This is a genomic window from Burkholderia sp. APQ4-4ca, assembly GCF_057837105.1.
Map to the genome: position 1 here is coordinate 1 of NZ_JBYQCG010000109.1, position 20,803 is coordinate 20,803.

Sequence of the window (20,803 nt, forward strand, 5' to 3'; positions counted from 1 at the left end):
GCAGCCTGTTCGACCGTCAGCGCGACCGCGACGTTGGTCAGGCCGCGGACCGCGGCCAGTTCGAGTGCATTGCTGTCGCTGCCGAGACGCCAGCAGGGGCTGCGCGTACCGACGTGCGCCTCGAGCACCGCGCTATCGTTTTCGTCATCCATGGACACGCCCCGATCCAAAAAAAACGCACAGTGTAGACGGAGGCGAGTGACCCCGCCGCCTTCCCGGGCCGCGCGGCGCGCCTACCCGGCAGGGCTGCCGCGATTGCCATGACAGCGGCCTCGTCCCGTCCTTGTTTGCAGCTGATGCGACCGGCGTTCGCGCGTGATGCGCGCAGGTTCTGCCTTACGAATGATGAGATCTGCCTTACGAATGAGAGCCATCTTATCAAATGACAATGAAGATTGGCACTCACATTTAGAGAATTGTGTCAAGGAATCGGGACTCGATTGGCAAGACGGACTTTTCATGATTAACCGCATTGCGAATGCGCGCAAGGTGCAGTGCACATCGACGGCGGCGTGGCCGCCCGGCGCCCGCCGGGCGGGCATGCGAGGCCGATCCATCGATATGGGGCCTGATCTTTGGCGAGGCTGCGGCGGCAGGGTCGAATTGGCTGCCGCGAGCCGCGTTTCCGCTGCTTTTTGATTCCGTTTGCGCGTGAATGCGCGTCTTTATTCCCCAGTTCGTTGCAATATGCGCCACCCGCCCCGGCGCGGAGCGTCCGCGCCGGGGGCGCGACTCAGCCTGCCGCGCCGTAGCCGCCGCCGCCCGGCGTTTCGACGACGAACACGTCGCCCGGCGCCATCTGCGCGCGGCCGATGTGGTCGAGCGACTCGACCGTGCCGTCCGCCCGCTCGATCGTGTTGCGGCCGAGCGCGCCGGCTTCGCCGCCCGCCGCGCCGAACGGCGCGTGGATCCGGTTGTTCGACAGGATCGACGCGGTCATCGGCTCGAGGAAACGGATCCGCCGCACCGCGCCGTCGCCGCCGCGCCAGCGCCCGCCGCCGCCCGAGCCGGCGCGGATCCGGTGCGAATCGAGCCGCACCGGGTAACGCCATTCGAGCACCTCGGGATCGGTGAGCCGCGAGTTCGTCATGTGCGTCTGCACCGCGGCGACGCCCGCGAAGCCGTCGCCCGCGCCGCTGCCGCCCGCGATCGTCTCGTAGTACTGGTATTGATCGTTACCGAATGTGAAGTTGTTCATCGTTCCCTGGCTCGACGCGACGCAGCCGAGCGCGCCGTACAGCGCGTTGGTGATCGCCGACGACGTCTCGACGTTGCCCGACACGACGGCCGCCGGGTACTCGGGGTTCAGCATCGAGCGGGCCGGCACGATCACGGTCAGCGGCTTCAGGCAGCCGGCGTTCAGCGGGATGTCGTCGCCGACCAGCGTGCGGAACACGTACAGCACGGCGGCCATGCAGACGGCCTTCGGCGCGTTGAAGTTGTTGTCGAGCTGCGCGGAGGTGCCGGTGAAATCGATCTCCGCGCACCGCGCCGCGCGGTCCACGCGGATCGCGACGCGAATCTCCGCGCCATTGTCGAGCGGGTAGCGGTACGCGCCGTCCTGCAGCGCGCCGATCACGCGCCGCACGGCTTCTTCGGCGTTGTCCTGCACGTGCGTCATGAACGCGAGCACGACGTCGCGGCCGAACTGCGCGACCATCCGGCGCAGCTCGTCGACGCCCTTCTGGTTCGCGGCGACCTGCGCGCGCAGGTCGGCCATGTTCTGCTCGACGTTGCGCGCCGGATAGCGGCCGGATGCCAGCAGCGCGCGCGTCTCGGCATCGCGCAGCACGCCGGCCGACACGAGCTGCCAGTTGTCGATCAGCACGCCTTCCTCGTCGATATGGGTCGAATCGGGCGGCATCGAGCCCGGCGTCGTGCCGCCGATGTCCGCGTGGTGGCCGCGGGAGCCGACGTAGAACAGCGGCGCGTCGGCGCCGTCCGCGAACACCGGCGTGATGACCGTCACGTCCGGCAGGTGCGTGCCGCCGTGGTACGGGTCGTTCAGCATGAACACGTCGCCGTCGCGCATGCGGCCGCGGTTGCGCTCGATCACCGTGCGGATGCTCTCGCCCATCGAGCCGAGGTGCACGGGCATGTGCGGCGCGTTCGCGATCAGGTTGCCGTCGCCGTCGAAGATCGCGCACGAGAAGTCGAGCCGCTCCTTGATGTTCACCGAGTACGCGGTGTTCTGCAGCCGCAGCCCCATCTGCTCGGCGATCGACATGAACAGGTTGTTGAAGATCTCGAGCCGCACCGGATCGGCGTCGGTGCCGAGCGAGCGGCGCGTGGGCAGCGGCGTCGTGCGCGTCAGCACGAGATTGCCCTGGGCGGTCATCTCCGCGCGCCAGCCGGGCTCGACGACGGTCGTGCCGTTCTTCTCCGCGACGATCGCGGGGCCGTCGATCGCGTCGCCAGCGCGCAGCGTGTCGCGCACGACCAGCGCCGCGTCGTGCCACTGGCCGCCGGAATAAAAGCGCACGGCCGTGCGCGCTTGCGCCGCCGCACCCGCGTCGCGCGGCGCCAGCGGCGCGATGTCGACCGGCGCGTCCGAGCGGCCGATCGCCTCGACCGACGCGAGCTCGGCGACGAGCGGCGTGCCGGGCATCAGGAACGCGTAGCGCTGCCGGTACGCGGTTTCGAACGCCTGCTGCATTGCCGCGACCGAGCCGGCCGGCACGTCGAGCGCCGAATCGGTGCCCTGGTAGCGCAGATGCACGCGCCGCTCGGTCGCGATGCGCTCCGGCGGCACGCCCTGTTCGAGCAGCGCACCGATGGCTTCGTCGGCCAGCCGGTCGAGCGCCGCGTTCAGCGCCGGCAGCGATTCGTCGGACAACACGGCTTCCACCGCGCGCTCGCGCATCGCGGTCTGGTCGGCGAGGCCCATCCCGTATGCGGACAGCACGCCCGCGAGCGGATGCGCGAACACTTGCGTCATGCCGAGCGCATCGGCCACGCCGCATGCGTGCTGGCCGCCCGCGCCGCCGAACGTCGTCAGCACGTAGCACGACACGTCGTGGCCGCGCTGCACGGAAATCTTCTTGATCGCGTTCGCCATGCTGCCGATCGCGATCTCCAGGAACCCTTCGGCGAGCGCCTCGGGCGTCTCGCGCCGGCCCGTCGCCGCGTGGATCTCGTCGGCGAGCGCCGCGAACTTCGCGACCACACCGTCGCGGTCGAGCGGCTGGTCCGCATGCGGGCCGAACACGCGCGGGAAATGATCGGGCTGGATCTTGCCGAGCATCACGTTGCAGTCGGTCACCGTCAGCGGGCCGCCGCGCCGGTACGCGGCCGGCCCCGGGTTCGCGCCGGCCGATTCGGGCCCGACGCGCAGCCGCGCGCCGTCGAAACCGAGCACCGAGCCGCCGCCGGCCGCGACCGTATGGATGCTCATCATCGGCGCGCGCATCCGCACGCCGGCCACCTGCGTCTCGAACACGCGCTCGAATTCGCCGTTGTAGTGCGACACGTCGGTCGACGTGCCGCCCATGTCGAAGCCGATCACCTGCTCGAAGCCGGCCGCGCGCGCCGCGCGCACCATCCCGACGATGCCGCCGGCCGGGCCCGACAGGATCGCGTCCTTGCCCTGGAACGCATCGGCGCGCGTGAGCCCGCCGCTGCTCTGCATGAACTGCAGGTTCACGCCCGGCATCTCGTGCGCGACCTGCTCGACATAGCGGCGCAGGATCGGCGACAGGTACGCGTCGACCACGGTCGTATCGCCGCGCGACACCATCTTCATCAGCGGCGACACCTCGTGCGACACCGACACCTGCGTGAAGCCGATGCGGCGCGCGAGTGCCGCCAGCGTGCGTTCGTGCGCGGTATGGCGATAGCCGTGGATCAGCACGATCGCGAGCGCCCGCACGCCGCTGTCGAACACGCGGCGCAACGACGCTTCGGCACCCTGAACATCGAGCGGCACGACCACGTCGCCGTGCGCGCCGACGCGCTCGTCGATCTCGACGACCGTCTCGTACAGCGCATCGGGCAGCACGATGTCGAGATCGAACAGGCGCGGCCGGTTCTGGTAAGCGATGCGCAGCACGTCGCGAAAGCCGCGCGTGGTCGCGAGCGCGGTGCGTTCGCCCTTGCGTTCGAGCAGCGCGTTGGTCGCGACCGTCGTGCCCATCTTCACCATGTCGACCTGCGCGGGCGTGATCGGCTCGCCTGCCGCGAGGCCGAGCAGATGGCGGATGCCGGCCACGGCCGCGTCGCGATACTGCTCGGGGTTCTCCGACAGCAACTTGTGCGTGACGAGCGTGCCGTCGGGCCGCCGCGCGACGATGTCGGTGAACGTGCCGCCGCGGTCGATCCAGAATTGCCAGCGTGCGGCGTCGGAGGGAACGGAGGAAAGGTGTCGGTCAGTCATGATGTCGGTCGATGCGTCGTTGATTCGAGGGACGAGCGCCGCCGCACGGCGCGCGTCGCGCGCCGCGTCACGGTGTCGATGAAAGGGGAAGAAAAACGCGGGGCCGGACGCCCCGCGGCTGCCGTCGGTCAGGCGGCGTCGAGTTCGCGGCCGCGGGTCTCGGGCAGCGTCAGCGCGGCGACGATCACCACGCCGTAGGCGGCGACCGCGAAGAGGCCGATGCTCGTGCCGAGCCCGTACTGCTTGGACAGCGCGCCGATCAGGAACGGGAACAGCGCACCGATCGCGCGGCCCACGTTGTAGCAGAAGCCCTGGCCGGAGCCGCGCACGCGGGTCGGGAACAATTCGGTGAGGAACGCGCCCATCCCCGAGAAGATGCCCGATGCGAAGAAGCCGAGCGGGAAGCCGAGCCACAGCATCGACGCGTTGGTCAGGTTCAGCGACGTGTACGCGAACGCGATCACCATCGAGCCGACCGCGAACAGGATGAAGTTCGGCTTGCGGCCGAGGCGGTCGGTCAGATACGCGCTCGTCAGGTAGCCGACCCACGAACCGAAGATGATCATCGCGAGATAGCCGCCGGTGCCCATCACCGTCAAGTGCCGTTCGGTCTTCAGGAAGGTCGGCAACCACGTCGTGATCGCGTAGTAGCCGCCCTGCGCGCCGGTCGTCAGCAGCGCCGCGCGCAGCGTCGTCGTGATCAGCTTCGGCGCGAAGATCTCGGTGAGGCGCGGCGCGTCGGTCACCTTCGCCTGCGCGGCCTTCTCCTTCTCGTAGACGTCCGGCTCCTTCACGTAGCGGCGGATCGCGACGACCAGCAGCGCGGGCGCGAGCCCGACGAGGAACAGCGCGCGCCACGCCTGCTCGGCCGGCAGCACGGAGAACAGCAGCGCATACAGCAGCGCGCACAGCCCCCAGCCGATCGCCCAGCCCGACTGCACGAGGCCGACCGCCTTGCCGCGATCGCGCGCGCGGATCACCTCGCCGATCAGCACCGCGCCGGCCGTCCATTCGCCGCCGAAGCCGAAGCCCATCAGCGCGCGCGCCGCGAGTAGCTGGTGGTAGTTCTGCGCGAGCCCGCACAGCGCGGTGAACACCGCGAACCACAGCACCGTGAGCTGCAGCGTGCGCACGCGGCCGATGCGGTCGGACAGGATGCCGGCGATCCAGCCGCCGAGCGCCGATGCGAGCAGCGTGATCGTGCCGATGAAGCCCGCGTCGGCGAGCGAGATGCCCCAGGTCGCGACGAGCGTCGGGATCACGAACGACAGCATCTGCGTGTCCATCCCGTCGAGCATGTAGCCGACCTTGCAGCTCCAGAACGCGCGGCGTTCGCGCGGCTGCGCATCCGCGTACCACGAGAACAGGCCGCTGCGCTCGCGGCTCGCGGGCTCGGCGGCGGGCGCCGCGAGGGTCTTGCTTTCCATGGTGATGCTCCTGTCGTTGTGCGCCGATCGAATGGCGTGGGGTGCGGTGTGTCTGTCGAAGGTGCGTCGCGTGCGGGGCCGGCCGGGTCAGAACACGGCGAGCGACGCGTTCGTGATGTCGGTCATCAGCATGTGGCCGGGCGTATGCGCGATCGCGATCGGCAGCTTCGCGTCCATCAGCGCGGTTTGCGGCGTCACGCCGCACGCCCAGAACACCGGCAGCTCGCCGTCGCGGATCGTCACCGCGTCGCCGAATTCGGGCGCGTCCAGATCCTCGATGCCCAGTTCCCGCGGATGGCCGATATGGATCGGCGCGCCGTGCACGCCCGGGAACCGGCTCGTGATCTGTACGGCGCGGATCGCGTCGGCGCCGCGCAGCGGCCGCATCGACACGACGAGCTGGCCGCCGAAGATCCCCGCGCGGCGGTTCGGGATCGACGTGCGGTACATCGGCACGTTGCGACCCTCCTCGACGTGGCGCAGCCCGATCCCTTCGCGGGCGAGCATGTCCTCGAACGAGAACGAGCAGCCGATCGCAAATACGACGAAATCGTCGCGCCACAGCGCTTCCAGCGATTCGGCCTGCTCGGTCAGGCGGCCGTCGCGATACACGTTGTAGCGCGGCACGTCGGTGCGGATGTCGAGATCCTCGCCGAGCGCGGCGATCCGGAACGCACCCGGTTCGCCGACGCCCAGCAGCGGGCAGGCCTTCGGGTTCGCCTGGCAGAAGCGCAGGAAATCGTGCGCGTACGCGTCGGGCAGGATCGCGAGGTTCGCCTGGGCAAACGGGCCGCAATGGCCGGCGGTCGGGCCGCGGAACGCGCCGCGGCGCACGGACTGGCGGAATTCGGAAGGCGTCATGATGGTCGGTCGCAAATCGGGATGGCGGGGCGATGACGCTGGTGTGTCATCGGATATGGCGAAGAATAGAAAGGAAAAAAATTTGTCGCCAACGAGTTTTTTTGCGCCCGTTGTATAGAATTTCTTAACGGGCCTGCGGGTTTTCCCCGGTCCCGTTCACTTTTCGTCGCCGGCAAGCTGCGCATCCATTGCTCGTCCGACCACCATGAATACGCGTTTTCTCGAAACCTTCGTCATGCTCGCGAAGCTGCGCAACTTCCGCACGACCGCGGCAGCGCTGCATGCGACGCCGGCCGCGATCTCGCAACGCCTGAAAGCGCTCGAGGACGAGCTGCACACTGTCCTCGTCGATCGCGACAGCCGCGCGTTCCGGCTTACGCCGAACGGCGAATACCTGCTCGGCTATGCGAAAGCCGTGGTCGAGGCGACGCAGGAACTGCAGGCCGCCGCCTCCGGCGAGCGTGCACTGGGCGGCAAGCTGCGGCTCGGCGTGATCGAGACGGTCGTGCACAGCTGGCTGCCGCACTATATGCGGCGGCTCGCGGCCGACTATCCGCAACTGGAAATCGACCTGACCGTCGACGTCAGCGTCGTGCTGCAGCGCCGGCTGATGGCCGGCGAGCTCGACCTGATCATCCGCGTCGAGGGCAGCGACGAGGCGTCGGTCGTGTGCGACGCGCTCGCGAACTACCCGGTGCGCTGGATCGCGCGCGCCGGGCTGCTGCCGAACACGCGCACCGGCCTCGCGCGGCAGGTGCTGCGCCAGCCGATCCTCACCTACGGGCGCGGCACCGCGCCCCATCGCGCGCTGGAAGACATCGTCCGCACGCTCGCGCATGCACACGGCGTGCCGCTGTCGGAAACGCGCATTACCGGGTCGCCATCGATCTCGGTGATCGTGCAACTGGTGCGCGACGGTTTCGGCGTCGCCGCGATTCCGGTGCTGTTCGTCGATGCGCTGATCGAAAGCGGCGAAGTCGTCGAGCTGCCGCTGCAGCCGTCGCCGCCGTCGATCGTCGTGTCGATGTCGCGACGGGCGGACGCGCCGCGGTTCGTGCACGGTGCGTCGATCGCCGCGCGGGCGGCATGTCATGAGTATTGCGAAAAGAGCACGCGGTTGCTGGTCGAAGCGCTTTGAATGTGCAGCGGCGAACGACGCGCGTTCGACATCGCCGCGCGAATCGCCCACAATCGCGTTCGGCGCGTCGCCATCTCGGCGCCGCGCATCGTGAATGACGGCCCGGCCGTCCGGCATTCGTCGCTTCGCATGATCGTGCACCACAAGAAGGCAACATGCAGATTCGCTCCGCTTCGTCCCGCCTGAATCTCGCGCGCGTCGTGATCGTCGCGCTGTATGTCGCGTCGCTGCTGCTGCCCGTCGCGGCCGAACCGCCGAATGCGGCCGGCGCCGTGAGCTGGTGGCGCGGCTACACGGTGCTCGCGCTCGGGCCGCTCGCGATCCTCGACCTCCAATTCGCGTGGCTCGGCAATCCGCTACTCGTGGTCGCGCTGCTGCGGCCGAGCCGTACCGTGTCGGCGCTGCTGGCCGTGGTCGTGGTCTTCGCGCTCGGCTGGCATACGATCCCGACCGACGCGAACTACGAAACGATCCGCACGTTCGGGGCCGGGTACTACCTGTGGATCGCGGCGATGGTCGGCGCCGCCGCGCTGCCGTGGATCGACGGGCGCAAACGGCAGGATGGCGTGACGCCGAGCCGTGCCGTCGGGGCCATGGATGGGGTCGTACCGAACGGCGCTGTCACCGGCACCGGCAGCCCGGCCCGGCCGAATGCCGCGCCGTCATCGCCCCGGCCGCCTGCCCGGCAAAGCGGCTGGACCGTGACGGCAACCGATACGCGCATCGAAGCGACCGACGGAACCGGGGCGACGCGCGGCATCGCGCTCGCCGATCTCGGCGCGATCGTGATCGAAACCAACGACCAGGGGCCGTTCGCGTCGGATGTCTGGTGGATTCTGTTCGATACGAACCAGCAATTCGCGTGTGCCTTCCCGCAGGATGCCGAAGGCGCGAAGGCCGCGGTCGACCGGCTGCTCGACCTGCCCGGCATCGACCACCGCAAGGTCATCGACGCGCAGACGTCGATCCAGAACGCGACGTTCCCGATCTGGGAGAGCGCGGCCCGCGAACCGGCGACGCCAGGAGAAACCGGCGCGGCCGCGTGACCGGCGGCTTGTGCGCGTGCACGCCGCAGCGGCCGCCGTCGGCGAGCGCCGCGCAACGGCCCGGCGACGGATAGTCGTAGCCTTGCAGCGTCAGCGCGAGCCATTCGCCCTGCACGCCGCCGCCGCGATGAAACAGCCGGTCGGCCAGCGCATCGGCCGCCGCGACGTCGTCCGCATCGAGCGCATGCTCGCGGCCGCGCGCCTGCCAGCGTTCGCCGATCCGCCGCTTCGGCACGCGGCGGATCGTCAACGCGCCGACGAAGCGATGCCGATGCCGGAACAGTTCACGCAACGACAGCGTCGGCGCGCTGTTGCAACAGCGGCCGCACGCGGTGCACGCAAGCAGGTAGGTGTCTACCACGGACGCCGCACCGAATCCTGGTAGCGCGTGAGGATGAAGCGCGCGACGTCGTCCGAGTGATACGCGGCGACGAGTTGCGCGACCCACGGCTTCGCGCGATCGGCGTCGCGCACCGTGAGCACGTTCGCATACGGCGAGCGGGCGTCCTCGAGGCTGATGCTGTCGCGGGCGGGCTGCAGCCCGGCGCGGGCCGCGTCGTCGCTGTCGATCGCGACGAACGCGGCCGTATCGAGTGCCGCGTAAAGCCGGTCGCCGCGCAGCGCGACGAATTTCAGCGCGAGCCGATTGCCCGTCACGTCGCGCAGCGTCGCATGCAGGCCGGCTTTTTCGCGCAGCGTCACCAGCGTGTCGTTCTGCAGCAGCACGAGCGCGCGCGCCATCCCGCGCGGATCGGCGGGCAGCGCGACCGTCGCGCCGGGTTGCAGTTCGTTCAGGTTCTTCAGCTTGCGCGAATAGAACGCCAGCGGCAGCGTGACGGTCGGCGCGACGGCGCTCAGCGCATAGCCTTTCGCCGCGCGCGTGGCGCTCAGGCGCTGCGCATCCTCGAAGCTGGCCGCGTCGATCCGCCCGTCGGCCAGTGCCGTGTCGATGCGCGACGCATTGTCGAATTCGACGACGTCGACACCGAGCCCGCGCGCGGCGGCCACCCGCTTCACTTCGTCGAGGATCTGCGCGTGCACGCCGCGCGTGACGCCGACGCGCACGACCGGCGCCGCGGCTTCGGCGGACATCGCCGAACCCTGCTGCATCACCGCGCACGCAGCGAACAGCCACGCTGCAACGAATCGCCCGATGCCCGTCGTCACGACCCGTCCCTCAGGATCGTTCGGAATCCAATATGCGACGCACCGAGATCGGCTTCCTGCCGTTCGCGCGACGACGCGCGATAGCGCACGCAGTAATCGCGCGAACACAGAAACGAGCCGCCCTTGATGACCATCGGCGTATCGTGCCGGCGCGTCGGCGGTGCGACGGCTGCCGTGTCGCCGTTCGTATGCGACTGATGCGGGCCCGTGTACGCATCCTTCGTCCATTCCCATGCGTTGCCGATCATGTCGTAAAGACGAAAGCCGTTCGCCGCGTAGCAGCCGACGGGCGCCAGCCCCGCATGACCGTCCTCGGCCGTATCGAGCACCGGAAACGCGCCCTGCCAGTAGTTCGCGGCCGGCTTGCCGTTCGCGTCGCGCGGCGCCGCATCGAGCGATGTGTCGTCGCGGCCGGCCTTGCCCGCGTATTCCCATTCGGCCTCGGTCGGCAGGTCGCGGCCGAGCCAGTGCGCATACGCGAGCGCATCGCGTTGCGTGACGAGCGTCACCGGCAGGTTGCCGAGCCCGTCCACGTCGCTGCCGGGCCCGCGCGGATGCCGCCACGACGCCCCCTTCACCCACGACCACCACGCGAGGTCGCGTGCATTCAGCTCGACGCGCGTCGGCACATGGAACACCGCCGCGCCACCCTGCTGCTCGGCCTCGGTCACGTAACCGGTGGCCTGCACGAATACGGCGAACTGCGCGATCGTCACGTCGGTCTGGTCGATCCAGAAGCCGCCGACACGCGTCTTGCCGTCGCCGACCGGACGCTCGTCCGCATACCCGCGCGTGCTGCCGAACACGAACGCGCCGCCGTGCAGGTGCACCATGCCCGCCTTCGGATCGTCGCGCCACTTCGCCGGCAGCCCCGAATAGCGCTTGCACTCGCGCTCCGAACCGAGCGGCGCGAGCGCGCGGCCGCGATTCGGCGCGTCGAACGCGCCGCCTGCCGGCGCCGCCGGATTCGCGTAACCCACCGCGAACGCGGCGGCGAACAGCGTGGCGGCCAGCGCCGTGCCGATCGTCCAGAAGCGGAGCCGCATCGTGTCGCTCCCGGGATCAGTAGTAGCCGCGCGGACGCAGCGGTTCGACGCCGCCGACGTTGCTCATGTACGCCTTCCACTGGTCGACCAGCGTGCCGATCACCGACGGGTTCCGTGCGGACACGTCGGTCGTCTCGCCGCGGTCCGCCGCGAGATCGTAAAGCTGCCAGTGACCGTCGAGCGGGCCGAGCGGCGGCTCGGTCCACAATGCCTTCCAGCGGCCGTCGGCGCTGCGCAGATACGCGCGGCCATACGCTTCGTCGCCGAATGGCGTCGTATGCACTTCGCCCGTCGCCGAACCGGTGAGTACCGGCAACAGCGACTGGCCCGTCACCGGATACACGTAGCGGTTGTTGTAGACCACCTTGCCCTTGTTCTGATCGACGCCCGTCAGCGTGTTCACCAGCGGCGGCGCCGGCTGCGACGGCGGCGTGACGCCCGCGATCGCGAGGAAGGTCGCCGCGTTGTCGGTCACGTGCGTGAACGCGCGCAGCGTCGGCAACGGCTGCGACTGGCCGGGCAGGTGCACGATCGTCGGCGTCGACACGCCGCCTTCGCCCGAATAGCCCTTCGTGAGCCGGAACGGCGCCGCGCTCACTTCGGCCCAGCGCAGCCCGTACTGCAGGCGCTGCGCGTTCTGCTTGCCGTTGTCGGTGCCGAGCGCCGAATAGGTCGGCTCCTGCGCGTTCGCGGTGTCGGTCGCGGTCGGGTCCGCGCCGGAATCGATCGGCCAGCCTTCCGCGCCGTTGTCCGACTGGAACATGATGAACGTGTTGTCGTATTCGCCGATGTCCTTCAGATGCTGGATCAGGAGTCCGATGTTGTAGTCGAGGTTCTCGACCATCCCCGCGTAGATTTCCATGTAGCGTGCCTGGGCCTTGCGCTCGGCCGGCGACAGGCTCGACCACAGCTTGTCGACCTTGCCGGGGCCGTAGTCGCCGTAGCCGTCCCCGGCCGAATGCACCGCGTTGATGTACTTCGCGCTGGCCGTGCCGTTGTTCGCGGTCGCGGGCGATGCCGCCGTCGTCTCCGGCAGCCCGTCGAACGGCTTGAAATCGGCGGGAATCAGGCCGAGCGCCTTCTGCCGCGCGATCCGCGCGTTGCGGATCGCATCGTAGCCGGCGTCGTACACGCCCGCGTACTTGTGCAGCCACGGATCAGGCACCTGCAGCGGCCAGTGCGGCGACGTGTAGGCCGCGTACGCGAAGAACGGCTTGCCGTCCTGCTTGTTCGCGTCGATGTACGAGATCAGCTTCCGCGTATAGAAATCGGTCGAATAGAACACGGCCGGGCTGCCGCCCGTGCCACCCGGTTGCCCGGGCTGGCCCGGCTGCACGTAGCGGCCGTCTTCCGTGTAGTTCGACGAGCCGGCCGGCTCGTGCGCGAAGTGGTTCGTCGCCGCGCCGCCGAGCAGCACGTAGCTGCGCTCGAAACCCCACTGGTCGGGTGTCTGCCCGCCGCCCGTCGCGCTGCCGACGATGCCCGAGCCGATGTGCCACTTGCCCGCGATATACGTGTGATAGCCGGCGTCCTTCAGCAGTTGCGCGAACGACAGCGCGCGATCGTTCAGGTAGCCCTCGTAGCCCGGCAGCCCGCGCCGCTCGTCGGTCGGCACGCCCATCGTGCCTTCGCCGACGAGATGGTGATCGGTGCCGGACACCAGCATCGCGCGCGTGATCGCGCAGACGGTGCCCGTGTGGTGGTTCGACAGGATGCGGCCCGACGCGACGAGCGCGTCGAGGTTCGGCGTGTCGATCTCGCCGCCGAACGCATGGATGTCGGAATAGCCGAGATCGTCGGCCATGATGTACAGGATGTTCGGGCGCTTGGCCGGGGGCGTCGCGCTGGCCTGCGGCGGCGGATTGCTGTCGACGCCGCCGCATGACGCGAGCGACACCGCGCCGGCAATCGCGGCGCAAACGACACGGAAACGAACAGCATGCAACGGCGACGCGGACTTTTTCATTCTTGTTGACGCTCGATCTACGGGATCGGCGATCTTAGCGTCGCGCGCGCAACGGCCAAAGTCGGATTCGTCACATGCTAACGGGGTGGGGGAATATGCGCGGCGCGTCGTCCGCCGCGCCCCGCGCCGACGTGCGTCAGCCGCGCCCGCCGAGGCTGCCGCCGCCGTCCACCGACAGCACCTGCCCGGTGACGAAACCGGCTTCGTCGGACAGAAAGAATGCGGTCGCGGCCGCGACGTCGTCGGCCGTGCCGAGCCGGCGTGCCGGGATCGTCGCGAGCACCTTGCGTTCGGCTTCGCTGCCGACCGGCCGCGTCTGGCGGAACAGTTCCGTCTCGATCGGGCCGGGCGCGACCGCGTTGACGGTCACGCCGTGTTCGGCGAGTTCGAGCGCCCACGTCCGCGTGCAGCCGACCAGCGCACTCTTCGCGGCGGAATACGCGGTGCGGTCGAGGCTGCCGAAAATCGCGCGGCTGCAGATGTTGACGATGCGTCCATGGCCGCGCGCCTTCATCGCATCGGCAAAGTGCTGCGTGACCTGGATCGCGGCCCGCACGTTGAGATCGAACACGGCTTGCAGCGACTCGAAATCGATCTTGCCGAGCGGTTGCGGCAACGCGATGCCGGCGTTGTTGACGATGCCGTCGACGTCGTGGCTCGCGCCGATCCGCGCGAGCGTCGCGGTGGTCTGCTCGATATCGGCGAGATCGCACGCGAGCAATTCGCCGGGGAAGTCGACGCCCTGCGCATGGCGAGCGAGGCCGACGACGCGATGGCCGCGGCGGGCGAGTGTGGTGCTGATCGCGAAGCCGATGCCGCGCGACGCGCCGGTGACGAGATAAGTGCGGGATGACATGGACGTGCTCTTGACGAGGAAGGCGGAGGAAATGGCGCGACACGCCTGTAGTCATCCGGCGTGCGCGTGCTCCGGGCGATTGTGCCGCAGCGATGGGAAACGCGTATGGTCGTCGTCGCCGTCGTCGCGTCGAGCGGTCGCTACAACGTTCTCCATACCCTCGCCGTCCTTGGCGTGAAAACGTTGATCATGTAGTGACGGAAAACGCGTGGCGACGAAAGTCGTCACGCGTTTTTCTTTGGATCGACCGTATACGGAGCCGCTACCTTGCTCGGGTAAGATGAAGTTCCCCCACCGTTCCGCTCCCATGTCTACCGCACAAACCATTCTTGACGACTACGAACGCCTCGGCTGGACCGGCAACGACCCGATGTCGCGGATGCTGGCGCTGCGGCGCGAAGAGCCGACCGCACTCGTCGATCTGGTGATCGCATCGTTCGATCGCACGTTGCCGCATGCGACGTTCATCGACGCCGCACTCGACCTGATGGACGGCGCCGCGTTCGATCAGGTTGCCTCCGAAGCATGGCGACGGGTGCTCGAAGGCGCGTGGAATGCGCGGCTCGCGAATGTGCTGTCGAGCGTGGCGCTGCGCTCGCCACAGGTGTTCGTCGGTCATTGGGACGCACTGCTCGACGTGGCCCTCGCCCGGCGATCACCGAGCCTGTATCTCGCCGAACACGCGTGGCGGGCGCTCGATCCCGCGACGATCGATGCGTGGCGCCAACGGCTGGCGGAAGCCCCAGCCCTTGACGATGCGGCACGCGCACGCGCCGTCGCGCTGCTCCATTCGCGGCGACCGGCAGCCGTGCTCGACGCAGCGGGCCGGCTGTTCCCGGACGATCCGGAGCAAGCCGCGAACGCGCTCATGTCCGCGGGCTACACGCTGGAGCACGGCACGTTGCGTGCATTGCACGACGATGCACCGCTGCATGTCGACTTCGGACGCACGCTGCGTGCACCGGCGCTTCGCGCGATGCCGAAGTGGAAACGCGAAATCCAGGCGAATCACGCGACCTGGCGTGCAGGCGAATCGCCTCGATCGACCGCGCACTTCGGCGGCGTATCGCCGCATCGATGCGGCCTGTGTCATCAGCCGTTGCACCGGCTGCTGACACTGCCGCAACCCGCCGAAGCCGGCATCGACAGCGCGACACCCGTGTCGTTCGACACGTGCCTGTCCTGTCTCGGCTGGGAAAGCGACGGCCCGCTGTTCTACCGGCACGACGACTCGGGCCACGCGATCGCTCACCCGTCGCAGCAGCACGATGCCCCGATCGAGCCCGACTACCCGGCGGCAGCCTTCGTCGAATCCGACGTCGCGCTCTTCGCCGCCCCTGCACGATGGACCCGGCAGGACTGGGGCGAGTCGAACGACCGGCAGAACCTGAGCCGCGTTGGTGGTCCGCCGTCGTGGGTGCAGTCCGCGTGGTATCCCGCTTGCCCCGACTGCGGCCGCACGATGCATTTCGCGATGCAGCTCGATTCGCAGCTTCCGCAGGTCGACGGCGGCGAATGGCTGTGGGGCAGCGGCGGCGCGAACTACACGTTCTGGTGCGCGCCGTGCCGCACCAGCGCGCATCTATGGCAGTGCACGTAACGCGCGACTCACACGCCTTTACGACCTTTTTACTTGCGAGCGCGCATCCGTTCACTAGAATGGTTCGCGATCCACCACCGAGCACGCCAGTGCGCTGGTGCCCGTCGTGATGCCGGTCGCACGGGACGACGCAGGCCACGATCGGCTGCTGCGCCCGGAACGGCGCGGCAGCCTGTTCGCGCAACGCACGGGCGCCGTCACGCTGGTGATGATGGTCGACGGCGCATGGCTGCGCGAACTCGGCGAGCTCGCCAGCCTCATGACGGCCCGCACCAGCGCACCGACTTCATCGCAGTCATACCACCGGGTCGACCACCGCGACCGGCACGCCACGCGCCTCGATATCGCGTCCCGCGAGCAGACACAGATCCTCGCGATGATGCGTGGCGACCACCTGCACGCCCACCGGCACGCCATCCACGACCGACGTCGTGACGGCCAGCCCCGGCAGCCCCATCGCAGGCAGCGCGCGCAACGTGAGCTGCGCTTCCCACACGCGTTCGAAGCCGTCCGGCCCTTGCCGGTCGAGATCGTCCGGAAACGGCAGTTCCGACGAAACAGGCAGCAGCAACACCGGATATTCATCAAGAAACAGCCGCCACTCGCGCGTCAACGTCGTGCGTCGGACCAGCGCGCGGCTGATCACGTCGACCGGCAAATCGCGCACCTTGCCGCGCACGGCGGCGATCACCGCGGCCGCGCCCGGATCGCCGTCCTGTTCGACCGCGTTCGCCAGCGCGTCGAAGCCATCCCCGAGCCACAGCTGTTCCTGCAGCAGCGCGGCCTCGCGCATCGGCGGCGTATCGTCGATCTCGTCAACGGCCCAGCCGGCATCGACGAGCCGGCGCGCGGCATCGCGCAACGCGGCCTCGACTTCGGGCACGACCTCCAGGCCGCGCGGACGCACGCACAGCGCCGCGCGTTTCGGCACCGCGCGCCCGTCGAACGGCACCGCGACATGCCACGGATCGCGCGGGTCCGGTGCGGAGAACGCCCGCAGCGCGAGCGAGAGATCGTCGATCGTGCGCGCGATCGGCCCGGCCGTCGACATCAGTTGCGCACCGATCGCCCGCTCGGGCGACGACGCATTGAATGCCGGCACGCGACCGAGCGACGGCCGGATCCCGTGCACGCCGCACGCATAGGCCGGGTAGCGCACCGAGCCGCCGATGTCGGTGCCGACCGCGAGCGGCCCGATCCCGGCTGCCACGGCCGCCGCCGCCCCGCCGCTCGATCCGCCCGGCGTCAGCGACGGATTGCGCGGATTGCGCGTGTGACCGTGCACGCGATTCGACGTGAACCAGCGCAGCGCGAACGTCGGCGAATTGGTGCGGCCGAGCAGCACCCCGCCGGCCTTGCGGATGTTGGCGACCACCGGGCTGTCGGCATGCGCGATCAGGTTTGCTTGCAGGCGCGTGCCGTTGGTCGTCGCAAAGCCCGCCTGATCGACGTTGATCTTCACGGTCACGGGTACGCCCGCGAGCGGCCCCGGATCGTCGCCGCGCGCGATGGCGCGATCGATTTCGTCGGCCTGCCGCCGCACGTCGTCGGGGCGATGTTCGACCACCGCGTTGATCGCCGGATTCACCGCATCGAGACGGTCGAGCACGGCGTCCGCCACTTCGCGCGCCGACACGTCACGCTGCCGCACGCGTTTTGCGAGTTCGGTTGCCGACAGTTGCCAGAGTTCGGTCATGACTTCTCCTGGTGAAAAGACATCACAATCACGCGCGGCGTCGCGCTTCCTCACGAAAGCGCGGCGCCGCATTCGCTCACTGCGTATCCTGCTTCGCGCGCTCGGCGGCGGCGATGATCGCGTCGGCCACGGCCTTCGGCTGGCTCAGCATCGCGACGTAGCTCGCGTTCACGCGCGCGACCGTCGCGCCGATCCGCTTCGCCATCGCTTCCTGCAGCTTCGGATCGATCATCCGGTCCTGCGTCGCGACGACGAACGTCGACGGCTTCGCATGCCACGCGGCTTGCGCGACCTTCTCCGAGATGCACTCGCTATACCACGGCCCCTGGGTCGCGGCAACGATGCGCTGCTGCGCGGGCGGCAGATCCGGCGCGAAATCCTGCGCGATCGCCTTGTCCGACAGCCGCGCGAAACCGCCGGCGTCCTTGCGCAGTTCGCCGGCCCATGACGGTGCCGGCAGCCCCTGCGTGACGTCGGCGATCGACTGGCCGTTGTCGGGCGCGAACGCCGCGACGTACACGAGCGACTTCACCTTGTCGTCGTTGCCCGCGTCGCTGATCACGACGCCCGCCCACGAATGGCCGACCAGCACGACCGGCCCCTTCTGTTCGTCGATCGTACGCTTCGTCGCGGCCGCGTCGTCGGCAAGCGAGCTCAGCGGGTTCTGCACCGACACCACGTGCAGCCCGCGCGCCTCGAGCAGCGGGATCACGCGGTTCCAGCTCGACCCGTCGGCGAATGCGCCGTGCACGAGCACGACGTTGGTGCCCTTCAGGTCGTCCTTCGGCGCGGCCTGCGCCGCGACCGCACCGAACAGTCCGCCGATCATCGCGGCGGATACCAGAACGCGTTTCATCAAACCGGCCATCGTCATGCTCCCTTGTTTATCGTGTCGTTGAAGTGACGTGCTCCCGAGCGGCCGCGCCTGCATGCGGCAAGCGCGGCGCGGGATCACGAATGCGCGTACAGGTCGTCGGCGGCGTAGCGTGCGGCGCGCGATTGCGCGGCGTCGCGATGGGCGGCCGGCGCCGACGCATCGGCCACGTTGTCGCCTTGCGACTTCGACGGGCCGTTCTGGTCGGAACGCGCGACCTGCTGGGCAACCGCGACGGCGTTCTCCGCGGCGGCGACGTCGTCCGGGTAGTGCGCTTCGCTGCCGGCCGGGTTGTAGCCGGCCTTCTCGAGGCGGATGAGATCGGCGCGCACTTCGGCACGCGTGAGGCTGTGGCCGGTATCGGCGAACGACAGCGCGGGGGCGACGGCGAGGACGGCAACAGCGAGGATTCGAGCGGCTTTCATGAAGGTTCTCCTTGAACGAGGTTGAGGTGTCGATCACTGGGCGTCCGGTGCGAACGTGTGACACCGAACGTTTGCTGCATGTCGACAGTAGAACCCGCGCACGTATCCGGCATGTTTCCGAAACGGGGCTTTCTGCATGCCAGTTTTTCAGGAGCGGCCACAGATACAGTGCGATACATACTCGCTTGGCGATGCGATGCGATTCGCCCGCGCGACGCACCACGAAAAAAGGCGTGCCTCGCGGGGCACGCCTTTCCGTCACCTTCACACCGCCGCGTCACGTCACGGCGCGAGCCGCGTGAACACGTAATCGTGGTTCTTCACCCGCGCCTGATGGCAGGCAAAGCACGTCTGATGCTGGCCGATATCGGCCGGCACGCCGTTGATGAAGCGACCAAAGCCCCAGCCGCCCGTCGATGCGTAACGACGCGAATCCTTCACCATCACCTGCACGGTCGTCGCCTGGCCGGGCACCGTCGCGGGCGCGAACTCGTCGGACTGCTTGCGTTTGTACGCGAGCTTCACGAGGATCGTGCCGTCCGGGAACGGCAGCGTCGCCTTCTCGAGCGCGCGGATCGCCACCGGATTGCCGAGCACCACGCGCAACTCGTCGAGCGGTGCGGCCTCTTCGGCCGGCGCGACCATTTCCCACTTCCGGTAGCCGGGCGGAATCGTCACGCCGTAGATCGGCGACGCGGCCGCGGCGGCGGGCGTCGACTGTTGCGCGAACGCGGCCGGGCCGCTCGCCGACCACGCGCCGGCGAGCAGCACGCCCCCGACGAGCGCACGGCGCGCGCCGCGCCGCCATCCCCCCACGCGGGCCCGCATCAGAGATGCTCCACTTGCAGGATCGCATCGGCGAAGGCCTGCGGCGCTTCCTGCGGCAGGTTGTGGCCGATGCCGCCGGTGATGGTCCGGTGCTGGTACTTGCCGGTGAACTTCTTCGCGTACGCGGCCGGGTCCGGATGCGGCGCGCCGTTGGCGTCGCCTTCCATCGTGATCGTCGGCACGGTGATCGAAGGCCCGGCCGCGAGACGCCGCTCGATGTCGTCGTATTGCGCTTCGCCCTTCGCGAGCCCGAGACGCCAGCGATAGTTGTGGATCACGACGGCCACGTGATCGGGATTCCGGAACGATGCGGCCGAGCGCGCATAGGTCTCGTCGGAGAACTGCCACTTCGGCGACGCGAGTTGCCAGATCAGCTTGTTGAACGCATCGCGGTTCTGCGTGTAGCCGAGTTCGCCACGCTCGGTCGTGAAGTAGAACTGATACCACCACTGGAATTCGGCGTGCGGCGGCAGCGGCTTGGCGTTCGCCGCCTGGCTGCCGATCAGGTAGCCGCTCACCGACACCAGCGCCTTCACGCGCTGCGGCCACAGCGCCGCGATGACGTCGGCCGTGCGCGCGCCCCAGTCGTAGCCGCCGAACACCGCGCGGTCGATCTTCAACGCATCCATCAGCGCGACGATGTCGACGGCCGTCACCGCCTGCTGGCCGTTGCGCACCGTGTCGGCCGAGCGGAACGTCGTCGAGCCGTAGCCGCGCAGATACGGCACGATCACGCGATAGCCGGCCGCGACGAGCAGCGGCGCGACTTCCGCGTAGCTGTAGATGTCGTACGGCCAACCGTGCAGCAGGAACACGACCGGGCCGTTCTTCGGGCCCAGATCCGCATACCCGACGTTCAGCACGCCCGCGTCGATCTGGTGGATCGTGCCCAGCGACGCGACGCCGGCCGGGCGTTTCGCCCCGGCTGCCTCGGGCGCCGACTGCGCCTGCGCGAGCGCGCCGAAGCCGAGGTCGGCCAGGCTCAGGCTTGCCAGCGTGGTGCCCAGGATCAGGCGGCGTCGGGTGTTCACGGTATCGGTCATGACTCGTTCTCCATTGTCGATCGCTAAGAGACGGTTTCAAAAAGAGCCCGTGGGCCTGTTAACTTTCGCGGCGAGCTGTTAACCTCAGGCATCGGAACAACCGAGGCCGAGGAGATGGGCAAGCCGATCATCGACGACGAATTGTGGACACTGATCGAGCCGTTACTGCCGCCATCCAAGCCGCGGCGCGAGAAGAACCCGGGCCGCCTGCCTGTTTCGAATCGCGCCGCGCTGACCGGCATCTTGTTCGTTCTCGAGACCGGACTACGCTGGCGCGACCTGCCTGCCGAGATGGGTTGCGGCTCGGGCGTGACATGTTGGCGGCGGCTGCGCGACTGGCAGGCGGCCGGCGTGTGGGACCGCTTGCACGAGTTGCTGCTCGCGAAGCTGCGAGCAGCAGACCAGATCGACTTTTCGCGAGCCGCTGTCGATTCGTCATCGATTCGCGCCGTTGGGGC

General features: G+C 68.8%; 18 protein-coding genes and 1 pseudogene. 4 read left to right on the forward strand and 15 right to left on the reverse strand.

Annotation, left to right across the window (positions count from 1 at the left end; all coding sequences use genetic code 11):
• The 4 genes from AC3IFE_RS13570 to AC3IFE_RS13585 form a co-directional block, all read right to left on the reverse strand.
• Window positions 1-152, reverse strand: a 152-nt coding sequence (locus AC3IFE_RS13570) for a hypothetical protein (RefSeq protein ID WP_489190840.1), incomplete at its 3' end; no start/stop codon positions are given.
• A gap of 581 nt (window positions 153-733) precedes the next feature.
• Window positions 734-4,372, reverse strand: coding sequence for a hydantoinase B/oxoprolinase family protein (locus AC3IFE_RS13575; RefSeq protein WP_489190830.1), 3,639 nt, complete (start codon window positions 4,370-4,372; stop codon window positions 734-736).
• A gap of 128 nt (window positions 4,373-4,500) precedes the next feature.
• Window positions 4,501-5,799, reverse strand: coding sequence for an MFS transporter (locus AC3IFE_RS13580; RefSeq protein WP_489190831.1), 1,299 nt, complete (start codon window positions 5,797-5,799; stop codon window positions 4,501-4,503).
• A gap of 87 nt (window positions 5,800-5,886) precedes the next feature.
• Window positions 5,887-6,660: a putative hydro-lyase gene (locus AC3IFE_RS13585; RefSeq protein ID WP_089469066.1), complete on the reverse strand. Its 774-nt coding sequence runs from the start codon at window positions 6,658-6,660 to the stop codon at window positions 5,887-5,889.
• Window positions 6,661-6,865: 205 nt separating this feature from the next.
• Here AC3IFE_RS13585 and AC3IFE_RS13590 point away from each other — a divergent pair, with 205 nt between their 5' ends.
• On the forward strand, window positions 6,866-7,798 hold the full coding sequence (locus AC3IFE_RS13590) for a LysR family transcriptional regulator (RefSeq protein ID WP_089469064.1): 933 nt from the start codon (window positions 6,866-6,868) through the stop codon (window positions 7,796-7,798).
• Between the two features lie 155 nt (window positions 7,799-7,953).
• Window positions 7,954-8,844 carry a hypothetical protein gene (locus tag AC3IFE_RS13595; RefSeq protein WP_489190832.1) on the forward strand — a complete coding sequence of 297 codons (891 nt, stop codon included), beginning with the start codon at window positions 7,954-7,956 and terminating at the stop codon, window positions 8,842-8,844.
• On the opposite strand, the pseudogene AC3IFE_RS13600 reads toward AC3IFE_RS13595, so the two are convergent.
• The 6 genes and pseudogenes from AC3IFE_RS13600 to AC3IFE_RS13625 form a co-directional block, all read right to left on the reverse strand.
• A pseudogene (locus AC3IFE_RS13600) lies at window positions 8,843-9,205 on the reverse strand (flagellin N-methylase); the annotation flags it as partial. The gene AC3IFE_RS13595 and the pseudogene AC3IFE_RS13600 sit on opposite strands and share 2 nt — an antisense overlap.
• Window positions 9,199-10,011 carry a MetQ/NlpA family lipoprotein gene (locus tag AC3IFE_RS13605; RefSeq protein WP_489190833.1) on the reverse strand — a complete coding sequence of 271 codons (813 nt, stop codon included), beginning with the start codon at window positions 10,009-10,011 and terminating at the stop codon, window positions 9,199-9,201. The pseudogene AC3IFE_RS13600 and the gene AC3IFE_RS13605, both read right to left, overlap by 7 nt.
• Complete coding sequence (locus AC3IFE_RS13610) at window positions 10,008-11,057, reverse strand: formylglycine-generating enzyme family protein (protein WP_489190834.1); 1,050 nt, start codon at window positions 11,055-11,057, stop codon at window positions 10,008-10,010. Before AC3IFE_RS13610 ends, AC3IFE_RS13605 begins: the two co-directional genes overlap by 4 nt.
• A gap of 16 nt (window positions 11,058-11,073) precedes the next feature.
• Window positions 11,074-13,023, reverse strand: a complete 1,950-nt coding sequence (locus tag AC3IFE_RS13615; RefSeq protein ID WP_489190835.1) for an arylsulfatase — start codon at window positions 13,021-13,023, stop codon at window positions 11,074-11,076.
• 136 nt (window positions 13,024-13,159) lie between these two features.
• Complete coding sequence (locus tag AC3IFE_RS13620; protein ID WP_089469059.1) at window positions 13,160-13,879, reverse strand: SDR family oxidoreductase; 720 nt, start codon at window positions 13,877-13,879, stop codon at window positions 13,160-13,162.
• A gap of 51 nt (window positions 13,880-13,930) precedes the next feature.
• Window positions 13,931-14,107, reverse strand: a complete 177-nt coding sequence (locus AC3IFE_RS13625; RefSeq protein WP_179233474.1) for a hypothetical protein — start codon at window positions 14,105-14,107, stop codon at window positions 13,931-13,933.
• 79 nt (window positions 14,108-14,186) lie between these two features.
• On the opposite strand from AC3IFE_RS13625, the gene AC3IFE_RS13630 reads away from it, so the two are divergent.
• Entirely contained in the window at window positions 14,187-15,479 is a 1,293-nt protein-coding gene (locus AC3IFE_RS13630) for a hypothetical protein (RefSeq protein ID WP_489190836.1), read from the forward strand.
• 295 nt (window positions 15,480-15,774) lie between these two features.
• On the opposite strand, the gene AC3IFE_RS13635 is transcribed toward AC3IFE_RS13630, so the two are convergent.
• From AC3IFE_RS13635 to AC3IFE_RS13655, 5 genes are all read right to left on the reverse strand, one after another.
• Window positions 15,775-17,175: an amidase family protein gene (locus AC3IFE_RS13635; RefSeq protein WP_489190837.1), complete on the reverse strand. Its 1,401-nt coding sequence runs from the start codon at window positions 17,173-17,175 to the stop codon at window positions 15,775-15,777.
• Window positions 17,176-17,251: 76 nt separating this feature from the next.
• Complete coding sequence (locus AC3IFE_RS13640) at window positions 17,252-18,043, reverse strand: alpha/beta fold hydrolase (protein WP_489190838.1); 792 nt, start codon at window positions 18,041-18,043, stop codon at window positions 17,252-17,254.
• Window positions 18,044-18,126: 83 nt separating this feature from the next.
• The gene (locus tag AC3IFE_RS13645; protein WP_089469056.1) at window positions 18,127-18,474 is read right to left on the reverse strand and encodes a DUF4148 domain-containing protein; all 348 of its coding nucleotides are present in this window, start codon (window positions 18,472-18,474) and stop codon (window positions 18,127-18,129) included.
• A gap of 282 nt (window positions 18,475-18,756) precedes the next feature.
• Window positions 18,757-19,302 carry a cytochrome P460 family protein gene (locus AC3IFE_RS13650; RefSeq protein WP_089469055.1) on the reverse strand — a complete coding sequence of 182 codons (546 nt, stop codon included), beginning with the start codon at window positions 19,300-19,302 and terminating at the stop codon, window positions 18,757-18,759.
• A complete protein-coding gene (locus AC3IFE_RS13655; RefSeq protein WP_089469054.1) occupies window positions 19,302-20,345 on the reverse strand; it encodes an alpha/beta fold hydrolase in 1,044 nt (347 codons plus the stop codon). Before AC3IFE_RS13655 ends, AC3IFE_RS13650 begins: the two co-directional genes overlap by 1 nt.
• 114 nt (window positions 20,346-20,459) lie before the next feature.
• On the opposite strand from AC3IFE_RS13655, the gene AC3IFE_RS13660 reads away from it, so the two are divergent.
• Window positions 20,460-20,803 (forward strand): transposase (locus AC3IFE_RS13660; RefSeq protein WP_489190839.1); only part of this gene is annotated, 344 nt, incomplete at its 3' end.